The sequence below is a fragment of the Neobacillus sp. OS1-2 genome, from assembly GCF_030915505.1.
Classification (GTDB): Bacteria; Bacillota; Bacilli; order Bacillales; family Cytobacillaceae; genus Neobacillus.
Genome location: NZ_CP133265.1, coordinates 3,473,870 through 3,487,045, shown reverse-complemented (window position 1 = coordinate 3,487,045; position 13,176 = coordinate 3,473,870). Strand labels below are relative to the sequence as shown.

Genomic DNA, 13,176 nt, shown 5'->3' with positions numbered 1-13,176 from the left:
AAATATGATTGTTACCGTTTACTATTGAAGGGATCTGAAAAAATGAAAAGTGTAAAATGGCCTTTACTTATGTATGCAATACTTGCTGCAGCTAGTATCATGGGAATCGGTATTGCTATTAGTGAAAAAAGTTTACTGGGAGCAATTGGCTGTATTTTAGCAGTAATTGTCATCATGGGACTAGGATTTAAAACAAAAAGAAAAATGCGTGAAAGTGGAGAATTATGAGAAAAGTGGAAGCGCCCTGGGGTGCTGGAGCTGGACAATTCTCAAAGTTAAAAGTTATACTCTCTTATCTCTTAAAAAAGAAGCCAAGTGGCTTCTTTTTTTTACGATTGACCTACCCTTAAATAATCCTTTAAGATTTCTTGATGTAAACCGGGATTTGCCGTGAAAAGTGAATCTTGGGAAAGAAAATTATGTTTTTCCCCCTTTAAATTAGTTACTACTCCACCTAATTCTTCTACAATAACTGCCCCTGCAGCAATGTCCCATGGCGATAATCGCATCGAAAGATAGGCATCCACCCTCCCTGTTGCAACAAACACCAATTCAAGTGCCGCTGTCCCGTAGGATCTGGTCCCTCTGGCATTTCTAACTAATGGAATCAACAAATTATGATCGATACGATGATTCTCCATTACCCATGTGGCATTAAGGGCGATGATGGATTCCTTCACTTTTGATTCCTTAAGTACTGGTAGTTGTTTTCCATTTAAAAAAGCACCCTTGCCCCGAATTGCATGATACAATTCATCATGGACCACATCATAAACGAGGCCAATTTGGCCAATTCCATTTTCATAAATCCCTATGGATATCGCAAAGTTCCTTTGTTGATGGATAAAATTCATCGTTCCATCAATGGGATCAATTAACCAGACAATTCCATCAAGGCTGTTCAGTTCATCACCAAATCCTTCTTCCCCCATAATTCTATGCTCCGGATACATCCCCCTAATTTTATTTATAAAAAATTGTTCTATTTCCTTATCCATATTTGTCACAAGATCGTTGGCGTTTGACTTTGTTTCAATACTTAATGTCTTCTCAAAGGATAAACGTATCCTGTTTCCTGCTTCCTTTACCCATTCTTTTGCATAAGTATCAATTTCTTCCCAATTCATAATACCCCTCCATTTCCCGATTTCTATTGTATGTAGTATCAAGCATGCTCTATTATTTGATGTACCTTTAGCTTAATCAAATTGATGAAACACATCAACTTATAGCTCCCTATACGTTCAAAATATCACATATCTGCACAATAATAAACGAACTCCTCGCAATCATTTTTGGAGTCCGTTTTAGATAAGCAAATAATTTATTCTTTTTGGGTTCATTCTAATTTATTACTCCTTTGATTAAAATATCCCCAATCAATCAAAGAGCTTTAAATCGTAATAATTCCTGGCGGATTTTTTCTAACTTTTGTTTACATTCTTTCATTTTTCTCTCATTCTTTTCCTCAATTGCTTCAAATAATACCGCCAATTCATAATCCATTTCTAATCTCAATACCGCAGTTCTTTCTTTTTCGCCCGCTTTTTTTAATGAAGTATTCATTAATTGTTTCACCTTTCTCCTCCCCTTCCTCCGTTTTGATTGACTTTTCTGATTATTTTTTTACTGTATCATATGAGGATTCTTGAAGGGTTGCAACAAATATGTGCTTTAACCTATATAAGCACCAAACTTCTTGTAATTTCGGCAATGTGCTACAATTAATGGCGAATTGCGTGTTGGAGGGATTACAGATGGAATTCAATGGATTTACAAATGAAGATTTTGATGTGTTCTTACTAGATGGTTTAGAAGCAAGAATGGACGCACTTAAAAGGACAATCCGTCCTAAATTAGAGCTTCTAGGGGCGCACTTTGCGCCATCTTTGTCTCATTTAACAGGAGATGAAATGTTTGTCCATGTGGCAAAGCATGCAAGACGGACAATCAATCCGCCAAAAGATACATGGGTGGCCTTTGCCAATAATCCTCGCGGCTATAAAATGCTGCCCCATTTCCAAATAGGCTTGTGGCATACCCATTTATTCATTTGGTTTGCCGTCATTTATGAAGCACCTCAAAAAGAGGACATGGGAGCAAGATTTACAAAAAAGGCCAATAAAATATTTAAGGAAATACCAAAAGACTACGTCTGGTCGTTAGATCATATGAAGCCTGATACAATTAAACACGGAAATTTGTCAAAAGCTGATTTGCTTTCAAACTTTGCTAGACTGCAAAATGTAAAAAAGGCAGAGTTATTATGCGGTTTTACCATTGAGAGGGATCAAACCATCCAGTTAGGTTCCGAAGGGTTATTGCAGCAAATTGAGGATGTATTTAACAATGTGGCTCCCCTCTATAAAATTGCTCAAAACATGAAATAAGAAAAGCAGAAGCGCCCTGGAGCTGGGCAGTTGGAAAAACTCCCGAAATATTTTTCGGGAGCTTTTCCAGTTATTTCATGTTAATTCTGTCACCTGATGCGGATTCTTTTGCTTTTTTAATTGTTCGATAGGAAGAATATCCACTTATTTCTTCGAATTCGCCGCAAATGGTTTTTTCTTGCGCGATGCTCGGGACAATTTCTTTAAACCTTCTATAAGTCATCATAATCTTGTCTCGTTCAATTCCCTTTTCATATGCCTGTTCAACTGCCTCAAAAAATTTAATGACATCAACAATTTCATCTGTAGACCAATTGTAATCGATCGGATATTGATATTCCATTTTTTCACCTGCTAACTTTTTCACTATAGTGAATCATACCTTTATTTTCCCCATTTTGCACGAATTTGTTCCGCATCACTAATCATTCGGGAAAAAAGATCTGTAACGGCAGGTACATCCTTAATCAGTCCCATCACCTGGCCGGCCCACGCAAAGCCTTCATTTGTTTCTCCATCATATATGTATCGTTTATTAGCGGTTCCACTGATGAAGTCCTTTAACTGATCATATTCACCCTTTGATTGCTCAATTTCAATAATTTTCTCCGTCCAGGTGTTGGCAATGGCCCTTGCCGGCGCTCCCAATGTTCGCTTGATCACCACCGTGTCTGACTCTGTTCCTTCCACTAATGTTTGTTTGTATATTTCGTGTGCATGGACACACTCTTTCGTAGCAATAAACCTCGTTCCCATTTCAATTCCTTCAGCCCCTAAACTTAAGCCTGCCATCAAGCCCCTTCCGTCACCAATCCCGCCAGAGGCGATTACTGGAATAGAAACAGCATCGACCACTTGTGGAATTAACACCATGGTACCAATATCATCTCTGCCAAGGTGGCCGCCTCCTTCTTGCCCCACGACCATAACTGCATCTGCTCCCAACTGTTCTGCCTTCATCGCCTGCCGTCTCGCTGCAACTAGGACAAGTGTTTTTATGGATGTTCCTTTTAACTGTTCAAAAATGGGGGCAGGGTTTCCGCCTGTCATCGAGACAACAGGAACGTTTTCATCAATGGCTACCTGAAGGAAATCAGCAAATGGTCTGCCATGCTGTCCAATAGCAAAATTAACCCCGAAGGGATTATTCGTTAACTCTTTTACTTTTCGAATTTCCTTTTGAAGTTGATCGGGGCTGCTTAATGACATCGCGGTAATTTGACCCAACCCTCCAGCATTTGAAACAGCCGCTGCCAATTCAGAATATGCCAAATAGGCAAGCCCTCCCTGGATAATCGGATAACGAATATTTAAAATCTCGGTCACTTTTGTTTGCCAATTCAAATGGATCCCCCCAAATAATTTGTTAATTTGTTATTTCGCCTTAAAAGGTTAAATTTCCTGTATTAATGGGAAACTAACTTGAAACAAATAAAAACAAAGAAATATTTAAGAAATCTATGCAACCCCTTGGAATAGTGCTATAATTCCTTTTGCTTTATGTTTTATTGACCATAGTAAAGATGAGTATTTTTTCATAAAGAGGTGTAGTAATCATTGTCACAAAATCAAACACCGTTATTCAGCGGTTTAGTAGCCCATGCAAAAAGAAATCCGGTTCAATTCCATATTCCAGGCCATAAAAAAGGTACAGGAATTGATCCAGAATTTCGCCAGTTTATTGGTGATAATGCCCTTTCAATTGACCTTATTAACATTGCCCCCCTTGATGATCTCCATCACCCAAAGGGAATGATTAAACAAGCACAGGATTTAGCTGCTGAAGCCTTTGGCGCAGACCATACATTCTTTTCTGTCCAGGGTACAAGCGGGGCAATTATGACCATGGTAATGGCTGTTTGCGGACCTGGGGATAAAATCATCGTTCCTAGAAATGTCCATAAATCCGTTATGTCAGCGATAGTTTTTTCCGGTGCCATTCCTGTATTTATTCATCCTGAAATTGATATAGAATTAGGAATTTCCCATGGAATTACGACAGATGCTGTAGAAAAGGCACTCGAGCAACACCCAGATGCAAAAGGAGTATTAGTCATTAATCCTACCTACTTTGGTATCTCGGCAGATTTGAAGAAGATTGTAGAAATCGCCCACTCCTACCAAGTACCTGTTCTAGTTGACGAGGCACATGGTGTCCATATCCATTTCCATGATGAGCTCCCACTTTCAGCCATGCAGGCTGGTGCTGACATGGCCGCAACTAGTGTCCATAAGCTAGGAGGCTCCATGACGCAAAGCTCCATTCTAAATGTAAAAGAAGGATTGGTATCTGTTAAACATGTTCAATCGATTTTAAGCATGTTGACAACAACGTCTACATCCTATTTATTATTAGCCTCACTGGATGTTGCACGCAAGCAGTTAGCAACAAAGGGAAAAGATTTGATCAGCAGAACGATACAATTAGCACAGTCGATTCGCCAACGAATCAATGAAATCGATCATATTCATTGTATTGGTGAAGAAATCTTAGGATCCAAAGCTACTTTTGATTATGATCCAACAAAACTTATTATTTCGGTAAAAGAGCTTGGTTTAACTGGCTATGAGGTTGAAAATTGGCTTAGAGAAAAACACAATATTGAAGTTGAATTATCAGACCTTTATAACATCCTTTGTATTATCGCACTCGGTGATACAGAGAATGAAGCAGCCCTATTAATTAATGCTTTAAAGGAACTTGCAGCTGAATGTGCTTATCGTCCAGAAAAAATTGAACCTGTAGAGGTTCTACTGCCTGAAATTCCAATTCTTGCATTAACACCCCGTGATGCTTTTTATGCTGAAACGGAAGTCATTCCTTTTGCTGAGTCAGAGGGCAGAATCATTGCTGAATTTGTTATGGTTTACCCACCAGGGATTCCAATTTTTATTCCCGGAGAAATCATTACAAAAGAAAACCTTCATTACATTCATGAAAATCTTGAAGCAGGATTGCCTGTTCAAGGACCTGAAGACGATGAAATTAAATTTATCCATGTGATAAAAGAGTACAAAGCAATTAAATAAAAATACAGGATTCCGAAAAGGAATCCTGTTTTCATTTTTTATAAGAATGGTTAATGAAATTATTTTTCTTCAGCAGTATGATGGTCCTCGCAACAGTTACACTTCGAATAAAGTACTGTTACTTTTTCATCTTCAAAATGATCAATAGTAGAGTTACATGTTTGGCATACAAGAGTACCCATCTGTTCAATCCCCTTTTCTTAATTGAATGATCATGAATTTTGAAAGCGTTTAAATATCCTTAATTCAATAATAATATATCACATTTAAAATTTCAAGCCTAAATTGTATGTCACATTAAATAAATTTCATTAAAAAAAGGCCCCTATTTGGGCCATTTTCAAAATACTTCAATCATATTGGGTAACAAAAGGAATAGTTGGAAGTGTAGTGCTAAAAAAATCAGCTAAATCTGCTGCCTGTTGTTTATCTGGGATACGGAATACAGTTTGAAGGTAATCAATATCTTCAATGTCTTTAGGATCGAGGAGAGTTGAACGGCCGGTTTGCATGCAGACAACAAGTGGTTTTCCAAAAAACAAATTTGTATAAATAATACCGAAATCATATCGAGTATCTTCTGTGGTAAAACCAATGAACCTCACCTTTGCATTTTCATGCTCATCATAGAGTTTATCAAATAATTCCATTGGACCCCTACCTTTCATTAAATATTTAGAATATTATTATAATTTACTTTCTAAAAAATAACAAGAAAACACAGGTTTTATTTCGGTAAATGTTGTCAGTACTTTTTAATCAATGCTAGAATAGAATTGCATAATCAATAGACATTAGGGGGGGAATGATGATGGCTGAAAACGCATTTATTAAGCTAGTGCCCTCATCTGCAAAACAAACAGTAACAATTGAAGAGGTAATGGACTTATTTCATTACTATAAAAATATTACTACTAAAACGGGTGACCAATTGAATTGGCAGTACGGTGATTCCGCCTTTCCGTATGAAATTAAAGAAACAGAAGAAGGCAAAGGAAAGTGGTTTTATTTAAAATCAAATCATGAGCGCTATTATGCTATCTTAATTGGTATTGACAAAGAATCGGTTCGTAGTGAGGATGGACAGGAAAGCGAGCAGGTGAACATTCAAATTACACTCCCAGAACAATCTACACATGGAGACAAAGGAAAGGCAAACGAATTTGCCAAATTCCTTGCTAAAAAGCTGCAAGGTGAATTGCATCTTTTTAACGAAAGAATCATGTATTACTATCCAAGAAAGTAAAGGCTCCTGTACGGAGCTTTTTTAATGTAAAAACTGGAACAATGTATAATGGATGGAAGTATAAATGACTAAACTCAGTACGGTTATAAAGAGCCCTTTTCGCTTTGATTTTGTTACTTGGTTTCCTAATAAAAAGGCCAGATAAAAAAATACAAAAAACATCATTATCTTGTAAATGAGCTGATCATGCTTTGAGATAAATTCTATCAGTGTATACCCACTCCAAATAATAAACTGGAGCAATAATACCACATAGTTTCTCATATTTATCACCACTCATAATCTATTGATCTTAAGAATGAGCAAAGACATCTAGTGTTATAAGTATATGTTCTGGAAGGATGGGATATATTTCATTTTTAATGGACTTTCACATTTTTGGAAATGACCCTTCAATCCTTAATTACTAAACTAATTCGCCACATAAAAATAAAGTCCTTTCATCTTTTCGATGAAAGGACTTTATTTTTTCATTATTTAATAATATGGATTGGAGTTCCAAGAGCAACTTCTGCTGCTTCCATTGTAATCTCACCAAGTGTTGGATGTGCATGGATTGTCATCGCTAAATCTTCAGCAGTCATGCCAGCTTCAATCGCTAAACCTAACTCGGCAATCATGTCTGATGCACTTGCTCCAGCAATCTGGGCGCCAATCACAAGACCGTCTTCTTTACGTGTAATCAATTTTAAGAAACCATCACCGCTATCAAGTGAAAGGGCACGTCCATTTGCTGCAAATGGGAATTTAGCAGCATTTACTTCAATACCTTCTTCTTTAGCTTGTGCTTCTGTATACCCAACCGATGCTAACTCAGGTTCTGAGAAGACAACAGCCGGAATTCCTAAGTAATCAATTTCAGAAGGATGACCAGAAATTGCTTCGGCAGCAATCTTAGCTTCATATGATGCTTTATGTGCTAATTGTGGTCCTTGAACAACATCACCAATCGCATAAATATTGCTTACATTCGTGCGACATTGTTTGTCGATTTCAATTAGTCCACGATCGCTTAGTTTTACACCTGCTTGTTCTAAGCCCATTTCATCAGTGTTTGGACGGCGGCCAACCATGACGAATACATAATCAGCTTCGATTTTCTTTTCTTCGCCTTTTGTTTCGAAAGTGACAACCACACCGTTTTCTGTCTCTTCAACGCCTTTAGCCAGTGCTTTTGTATAGAATTCCGCACCCTTTTTCTTCATGCTGCGTTTAACAAGTGCGGCCATTTGTTTATCAAAAACACCAAGACCTAAAATTTCATCAGCGCCTTCAAGGATAGTCACTTGACTGCCAAAGTTTGCGTAGGCACCGCCAAGCTCAATTCCGATTACACCGCCGCCAATGACAACGATTTTTTCAGGGACCTCATTAAGGTTAAGTGCTCCGGTAGAATTTAGAACACGTTTTGTATACTTAAAAGTAGGAAGCTCAATCGGACGGGAACCTGTCGCGATAATCGCGTTTTTAAACGTATACGTTTGAGCTGAATTTTCATCCATTACACGAAGTGTATTAGCATCAACAAAGTATGCTTCACCATTGACAATATTGACTTTATTTCCTTTTAATAATCCTGACACACCGCCTGTTAATTTTTTAACGATTCCGGCTTTAAATTCCTGAACCTTGGAAAAATCAACTTTTACGTTTTCAGCAGTAATTCCGAAAGACTCAGAATGTAGCGCTGTTTCGTACCGATGGCCTGCCGCTATTAATGCTTTTGATGGAATACAACCGACATTTAAACAAACGCCGCCTACATATTCCTTTTCAACAATCGTTACTTTTTGTCCCAGCTGGGCGGCACGAATGGCTGCCACGTACCCCCCAGGGCCTGCACCGATGACTATAGTATCTGTTTCAATTGGGAAATCTCCAACGACCATTAGATTACGCCTCCATTAACAATAGTTCAGGATCGTTCAATAAACGTTTAATATGATTTAATGCATTTTGAGCTGTTGCGCCGTCAATCATCCGGTGATCAAAACTCAATGAAAGTGCCAAAACAGGGGCAGCAACAATTTCACCATTTTTCACAATTGGTTTTTCTGCAATACGTCCAACACCTAAAATGGCTACCTCAGGGTGGTTTATAACAGGTGTAAACCATTGTCCGCCTGCAGAACCAATGTTCGAAATCGTGCATGATGCACCTTTCATTTCATGTGGAGCAAGTTTACCGTCACGTGCTTTACCAGCTAATTCATTAATTTCATTTGAAATAGTAAAAACTGATTTACGGTCTGCATCCTTCACAACTGGTACTAACAAGCCTTTATCTGTATCCGCTGCAATCCCAATATTGTAGTAATGCTTATGAATGATTTCACTTGTTGCATCATCAAGTGATGTGTTTAATGCTGGGAATTCACGTAATGCGCTTGTTAAAGCCTTTACGATGTATGGCAAGAAAGTAAGCTTAATACCTTTCGCAGCAGCAACTTCCTTAAATTTCTTACGATGTGTGACAAGTTTTGCCACATCCACTTCATCCATCAAAGTTACATGTGGTGCCGTGTGTTTAGAATTAACCATTGCCTTAGCAATTGCTTTACGAATACCGCTCATTTTCTCTCTTGTTTCTGGGTATTCACCTTGTGGAATTGGAGCAGCCTTTGGAGCCTCTGTTTTGGCTTCTTCAGGAGCTGGAGCTGTCGTTGTTTCTGAAGCTTGAACAGCTGCACCGCCGTTTAAGAATGCATCAATATCTGTCTTTAGTACACGTCCGTTATCTCCGGAACCGGCAACAAGACGAATTTCAACACCTTTTTCACGCGCATATTTACGAACAGATGGCATCGCAATTACTCGACGATTCGGATCAACCTCTGCTTGTTGCTCTGCTTCTGCTGCCGGAGCTGCAGTCTCTTGTTTTACTTCTTGTGCAGGTGCTGCTTCTTGTTTTGGAGCTTCTTCAGCATGCTCATCGCCTTTAAATTGTAAGTTTTCATACCCTGGTGCATCAAAAGTAACAAGAACCTGACCAACAGTAGCAACAGTTCCTTCTCCAACTAAAACTTCCTGAACTGTACCTTCAACTGGGGAAGGAATTTCTACTACTGCTTTATCATTTTGTATTTCGCATAGGACATCATCCTCTTGGACTTTATCACCTGGCTTTACAAACCATTTGACGATTTCCCCTTCATGAATACCTTCACCGATGTCAGGCATTTTAAATTGAAATGACACTGAGATTCATCTCCTATTTTTACATAAATTTTTGTCAACTTTGCTATGATGAAAGATGGGAAAAGAAAAGCCTTTTCCCGAATATGATTGTCGAACTTTACAGAAGTATCCTGCAAAGATTTAGAAATTTAATACCTTTTTAGCTGTTTCGATTATATCCTTATAGTTAGGAAGCCAAACGGATTCCGCTTGCGGGAACGCAAATACAGTATTTGGTGCCGCAACCCGCAGTACAGGTGCTTCTAAGCTCAAGATGGCACGGTCATTAATTTCTGCTACAACATTTGCTGCAATCCCAGCTTGTTTTTGGGCTTCTTGAACAACAATTGCACGTCCTGTTTTTTCTACAGAGGCAATAATCGTTTCAATATCAATTGGGCTAATTGTTCGTAAATCAATTACTTCCGCAGAGTACCCTTCTTTCTCTAGCTCTTCTGCAGCTTTTAATGATTCGTGAACCATTGCCCCATAAGTAATGATGGATACATCTTTACCTTCTCGTTTCACATCAGCTTTCCCTAATGGGATGGTATATTCCTCTTCAGGTACTTCCTGACGGAATGAACGATATAACTTCATGTGCTCAAGGAAAATAACCGGATCATTATCACGGATAGATGATATTAGAAGACCTTTAGCGTCATATGGTGTTGACGGAATAACGACCTTCACACCTGGTGATTGTGCCATTAGACCTTCTAAACTGTCAGCGTGCATATCGGGTGTATGTACGCCGCCTCCAAAAGGCGAACGGAATGTTACCGGAGCATTAAATTTTCCGCCTGTACGATAGCGAAGTCGGGCAGCCTGGCCAGAAATGGAGTCCATTACTTCAAAGACAAACCCGAAGAATTGAATTTCTGGTACGGGTCGAAATCCTTGTAAACTAAGTCCGACTGCTAAACCACCAATACCTGATTCAGCAAGTGGTGTGTCAAATACACGATCTTCGCCAAATTCGTTTTGCAGTCCTTCTGTCGCACGGAATACACCGCCATTTAAACCTACATCTTCACCGAATACTAACACATTCGGATCATTACGTAATTCCGTACGTAATGCATCTGTAATTGCTTGGATCATTGTCATTTGAGCCATGGCTTACTTCGACTCCTTTTCTTTATAAATTTCAAATTGTTCTTTTAGGTTAAAAGGCATATCTTCATGCATAATGGAGATGAGATCTGTCACCTTTTGTTTAGGAGCAGCATCAGCAATTTTGATTGCCTCTTTAATATCTTCTTTGGCTTGTTCAATTACTTGATTTTCCTTTTCTTCACTCCATAGTCCTTTGTTTTCAAGGAACTTACGGAAACGAACAAGCGGATCTTTCTTCTCCCACTCATTGTCAAGGTCAGCGGTACGATAACGAGTTGGGTCATCGCCAGCCATTGTATGTGGGCCATAACGGTATGTTAAAGTTTCGATAAGTGTTGGACCTTCACCATTAAGCGCACGCACGCGAGCATCATGTGTTGCCGCATAAACAGCCAATGGATCCATACCGTCAACTACAATACCAGGAATTCCAGCTGCAACAGCTTTTTGTGCCAATGTATTGGCCGCTGTTTGTTTTTCACGAGGCGTTGAAATAGCAAAACGGTTGTTTTGAATAATAAAGATCGCAGGAGCTTTAAATGCACCGGCAAAGTTAATTCCTTCATAGAAATCACCTTGTGATGTACCACCGTCACCAGTATAGGTAATAGCAACAGCTTTTGCTCCGCGTTTTTTCATACCAAGTGCAACACCGGCAGTCTGAACATATTGGGCTCCGATAATGATTTGTGGAATCGCAATATTAACTCCTTCAGGAATCTGCCCGCCTTGAAAATGGCCCCTTGACCATAAAAATGCTTGGGATAACGGTAATCCATGCCATACAATTTGCGGAACATCACGATATCCAGGTAAAATAAAGTCTTCTTTTTCAAGGGCAAACTGTGAAGCCAATTGAGAAGCTTCCTGTCCGGCAGTTGGGGCATAGAAACCCAATCTTCCTTGACGGTTTAAAGAAATGGAGCGCTGATCAAGAATTCTTGTATACACCATACGGCGCATTAATTCCTGAAGTTGTTCATCAGTTAGGTTAGGCATTGCAGCTTCGTTAACTACCTCACCTTGTTCATTTAGAATTTGAAGCGTTTGAAATTGATCTTCTACAGTCTCGAGCGCTACTTTCGCATCAAGCTGGGCGTTCTTAAGTTTAGAAGCCATTTTGGTCACCTCTTCCTTTCTATTCAGAGCTTAATTTTTAAAAATAAATCCACTAAGTTAGATTACCCAAAAAACACAGATTAAAAGCGCAATAGCAATTTGATAAAACATGATACGATTACCCCATCATCATTTTATTCTGTATTACTCTTTTATGTAACTACATTGATACAACTTTTCAGCTCACTTATGAGTTTACATCAATAATTTTCACCCGTCAAATACTAAGTATCATTATTTTTCACCATATTCATGATAAAAATATTAAATTCAATTTCGGCAACTGTATCACCATTAACCCAAAAACTGTTGTATAAAATCTCACCAAAATTTTCTTTGTTATAATATAGAAAAAGCATCGGCAGTATTCTGCCAATGCTAATCAATGGAGTGACGATTAGTTATTCGATTTTAATCCTGCCTTTTTATAAAATAATTGTTTCTTATCATTATATTGATCCGTGAGCATATTAAACTTTTCATTAGCTTCAAAAACCTGTTTATACTGTTCATTTAATTTATTTACTTGTGCTTCTAAGTCTTCTAAAGGCAAGTTCTTATTTTTAAACATACCATATAATTCTTTATCATATGTTAAAGCAGAAGAATATTCCTTATATAGCCATTCATGTGCTTGATACCGCTGCATCATGATATCGTATAATTCATTAGCCGTTTTTTTAACTTTCGTATCATCAAAGTCATCCTTAATGCCGGCTGCTTTCTTAAATGCCTGCTCAGATTCTTTCAAGCTTTTTGTTTCTCTTTCCATATGATTTTTTCTTTCATTTGTTAATTGAATGGCCTCGTCTGAAAGCTTGACGATCTGGTCATATTCTTTCATTCCAAGTTCAATAATTTGGTCATATATATTTTTTTCTTTCTTTTCTAACGTAACAAGGGGGTCTTGTTGTTCTTCAAAAACTTTTTCTTTTGTTACTACATCCTCTAAAACATCATACATTTTTTCAGCAGGTGTCTTGTTTCCAACACAACCCGATAAAATCAACAAAGATATAGCTATTAGAGATAGTAAATAACGACCACTTTGTTTAAACAACACTTGAATACCTCCTAACTACTTCCACCTTTACT

General features: G+C 38.3%; 15 protein-coding genes. 4 read left to right on the top strand and 11 right to left on the bottom strand.

Annotated features, from left to right (window positions below; translation table 11 throughout):
* The first annotated feature begins 42 nt into the window (after nucleotides 1-42).
* A complete protein-coding gene (locus tag RCG19_RS17390; RefSeq protein ID WP_166237784.1) occupies nucleotides 43-228 on the top strand; it encodes a YlaF family protein in 186 nt (61 codons plus the stop codon).
* Between the two features lie 101 nt (nucleotides 229-329).
* On the opposite strand, the gene RCG19_RS17385 is transcribed toward RCG19_RS17390, so the two are convergent.
* Both RCG19_RS17385 and RCG19_RS17380 read right to left on the bottom strand, forming a co-directional pair.
* Nucleotides 330-1,127, bottom strand: a complete 798-nt coding sequence (locus RCG19_RS17385; RefSeq protein WP_308108151.1) for an inositol monophosphatase family protein — start codon at nucleotides 1,125-1,127, stop codon at nucleotides 330-332.
* Nucleotides 1,128-1,383: 256 nt separating this feature from the next.
* Nucleotides 1,384-1,578: a hypothetical protein gene (locus RCG19_RS17380; protein WP_166237782.1), complete on the bottom strand. Its 195-nt coding sequence runs from the start codon at nucleotides 1,576-1,578 to the stop codon at nucleotides 1,384-1,386.
* 179 nt (nucleotides 1,579-1,757) lie between these two features.
* On the opposite strand from RCG19_RS17380, the gene RCG19_RS17375 reads away from it, so the two are divergent.
* Nucleotides 1,758-2,390, top strand: coding sequence for a YktB family protein (locus RCG19_RS17375; RefSeq protein WP_308108150.1), 633 nt, complete (start codon nucleotides 1,758-1,760; stop codon nucleotides 2,388-2,390).
* 70 nt (nucleotides 2,391-2,460) lie between these two features.
* Here RCG19_RS17375 and RCG19_RS17370 read toward each other — a convergent pair whose 3' ends face one another.
* Nucleotides 2,461-2,733, bottom strand: coding sequence for a UPF0223 family protein (locus RCG19_RS17370; RefSeq protein ID WP_308108149.1), 273 nt, complete (start codon nucleotides 2,731-2,733; stop codon nucleotides 2,461-2,463).
* 41 nt (nucleotides 2,734-2,774) lie between these two features.
* Complete coding sequence (locus RCG19_RS17365) at nucleotides 2,775-3,734, bottom strand: NAD(P)H-dependent flavin oxidoreductase (RefSeq protein WP_308108148.1); 960 nt, start codon at nucleotides 3,732-3,734, stop codon at nucleotides 2,775-2,777.
* 213 nt (nucleotides 3,735-3,947) lie between these two features.
* Between RCG19_RS17365 and RCG19_RS17360 the strand changes: the two genes are divergently transcribed.
* A complete protein-coding gene (locus RCG19_RS17360) occupies nucleotides 3,948-5,420 on the top strand; it encodes an aminotransferase class I/II-fold pyridoxal phosphate-dependent enzyme (RefSeq protein ID WP_308108147.1) in 1,473 nt (490 codons plus the stop codon).
* A gap of 59 nt (nucleotides 5,421-5,479) precedes the next feature.
* Here RCG19_RS17360 and RCG19_RS17355 read toward each other — a convergent pair whose 3' ends face one another.
* Both RCG19_RS17355 and RCG19_RS17350 read right to left on the bottom strand, forming a co-directional pair.
* Complete coding sequence (locus tag RCG19_RS17355; RefSeq protein WP_166237772.1) at nucleotides 5,480-5,602, bottom strand: GapA-binding peptide SR1P; 123 nt, start codon at nucleotides 5,600-5,602, stop codon at nucleotides 5,480-5,482.
* Between the two features lie 168 nt (nucleotides 5,603-5,770).
* Entirely contained in the window at nucleotides 5,771-6,070 is a 300-nt protein-coding gene (locus RCG19_RS17350) for a DUF3055 domain-containing protein (protein ID WP_308108146.1), read from the bottom strand.
* 161 nt (nucleotides 6,071-6,231) lie between these two features.
* On the opposite strand from RCG19_RS17350, the gene RCG19_RS17345 reads away from it, so the two are divergent.
* The gene (locus RCG19_RS17345; RefSeq protein WP_308108145.1) at nucleotides 6,232-6,666 is read left to right on the top strand and encodes a DUF1885 family protein; all 435 of its coding nucleotides are present in this window, start codon (nucleotides 6,232-6,234) and stop codon (nucleotides 6,664-6,666) included.
* A 473-nt stretch (nucleotides 6,667-7,139) separates the two neighbouring features.
* Here the strand turns inward: RCG19_RS17345 and lpdA are convergent, their stop codons facing one another.
* The 5 genes from lpdA to RCG19_RS17320 all read right to left on the bottom strand — a co-directional run bounded on the left by lpdA (nucleotide 7,140) and on the right by RCG19_RS17320 (nucleotide 13,144).
* Nucleotides 7,140-8,555, bottom strand: a complete 1,416-nt coding sequence (gene lpdA, locus RCG19_RS17340) for a dihydrolipoyl dehydrogenase (RefSeq protein WP_308108143.1) — start codon at nucleotides 8,553-8,555, stop codon at nucleotides 7,140-7,142.
* Between the two features lie 4 nt (nucleotides 8,556-8,559).
* Nucleotides 8,560-9,864: a dihydrolipoamide acetyltransferase family protein gene (locus RCG19_RS17335; RefSeq protein ID WP_308108142.1), complete on the bottom strand. Its 1,305-nt coding sequence runs from the start codon at nucleotides 9,862-9,864 to the stop codon at nucleotides 8,560-8,562.
* Nucleotides 9,865-9,984: 120 nt separating this feature from the next.
* Nucleotides 9,985-10,962, bottom strand: a complete 978-nt coding sequence (locus RCG19_RS17330; protein WP_308108141.1) for an alpha-ketoacid dehydrogenase subunit beta — start codon at nucleotides 10,960-10,962, stop codon at nucleotides 9,985-9,987.
* Nucleotides 10,963-10,965: 3 nt separating this feature from the next.
* The gene (gene pdhA / locus RCG19_RS17325) at nucleotides 10,966-12,081 is read right to left on the bottom strand and encodes a pyruvate dehydrogenase (acetyl-transferring) E1 component subunit alpha (RefSeq protein ID WP_166237760.1); all 1,116 of its coding nucleotides are present in this window, start codon (nucleotides 12,079-12,081) and stop codon (nucleotides 10,966-10,968) included.
* Between the two features lie 397 nt (nucleotides 12,082-12,478).
* Nucleotides 12,479-13,144, bottom strand: coding sequence for a YkyA family protein (locus tag RCG19_RS17320; RefSeq protein ID WP_308108140.1), 666 nt, complete (start codon nucleotides 13,142-13,144; stop codon nucleotides 12,479-12,481).
* Nucleotides 13,145-13,176 lie beyond the last annotated feature (32 nt).

Coding starts and splice junctions, on each gene's coding strand:
- RCG19_RS17390 (WP_166237784.1), top strand. CDS start 43: ATGAAAAGTGTAAAATGGCCTTTACTTATGTATGCAATACTTGCTGCA.
- RCG19_RS17385 (WP_308108151.1), bottom strand. CDS start 1,127: ATGAATTGGGAAGAAATTGATACTTATGCAAAAGAATGGGTAAAGGAA.
- RCG19_RS17375 (WP_308108150.1), top strand. CDS start 1,758: ATGGAATTCAATGGATTTACAAATGAAGATTTTGATGTGTTCTTACTA.
- RCG19_RS17370 (WP_308108149.1), bottom strand. CDS start 2,733: ATGGAATATCAATATCCGATCGATTACAATTGGTCTACAGATGAAATT.
- RCG19_RS17355 (WP_166237772.1), bottom strand. CDS start 5,602: ATGGGTACTCTTGTATGCCAAACATGTAACTCTACTATTGATCATTTT.
- RCG19_RS17350 (WP_308108146.1), bottom strand. CDS start 6,070: ATGGAATTATTTGATAAACTCTATGATGAGCATGAAAATGCAAAGGTG.
- RCG19_RS17345 (WP_308108145.1), top strand. CDS start 6,232: ATGGCTGAAAACGCATTTATTAAGCTAGTGCCCTCATCTGCAAAACAA.
- lpdA (WP_308108143.1), bottom strand. CDS start 8,555: ATGGTCGTTGGAGATTTCCCAATTGAAACAGATACTATAGTCATCGGT.
- RCG19_RS17330 (WP_308108141.1), bottom strand. CDS start 10,962: ATGGCTCAAATGACAATGATCCAAGCAATTACAGATGCATTACGTACG.
- pdhA (WP_166237760.1), bottom strand. CDS start 12,081: ATGGCTTCTAAACTTAAGAACGCCCAGCTTGATGCGAAAGTAGCGCTC.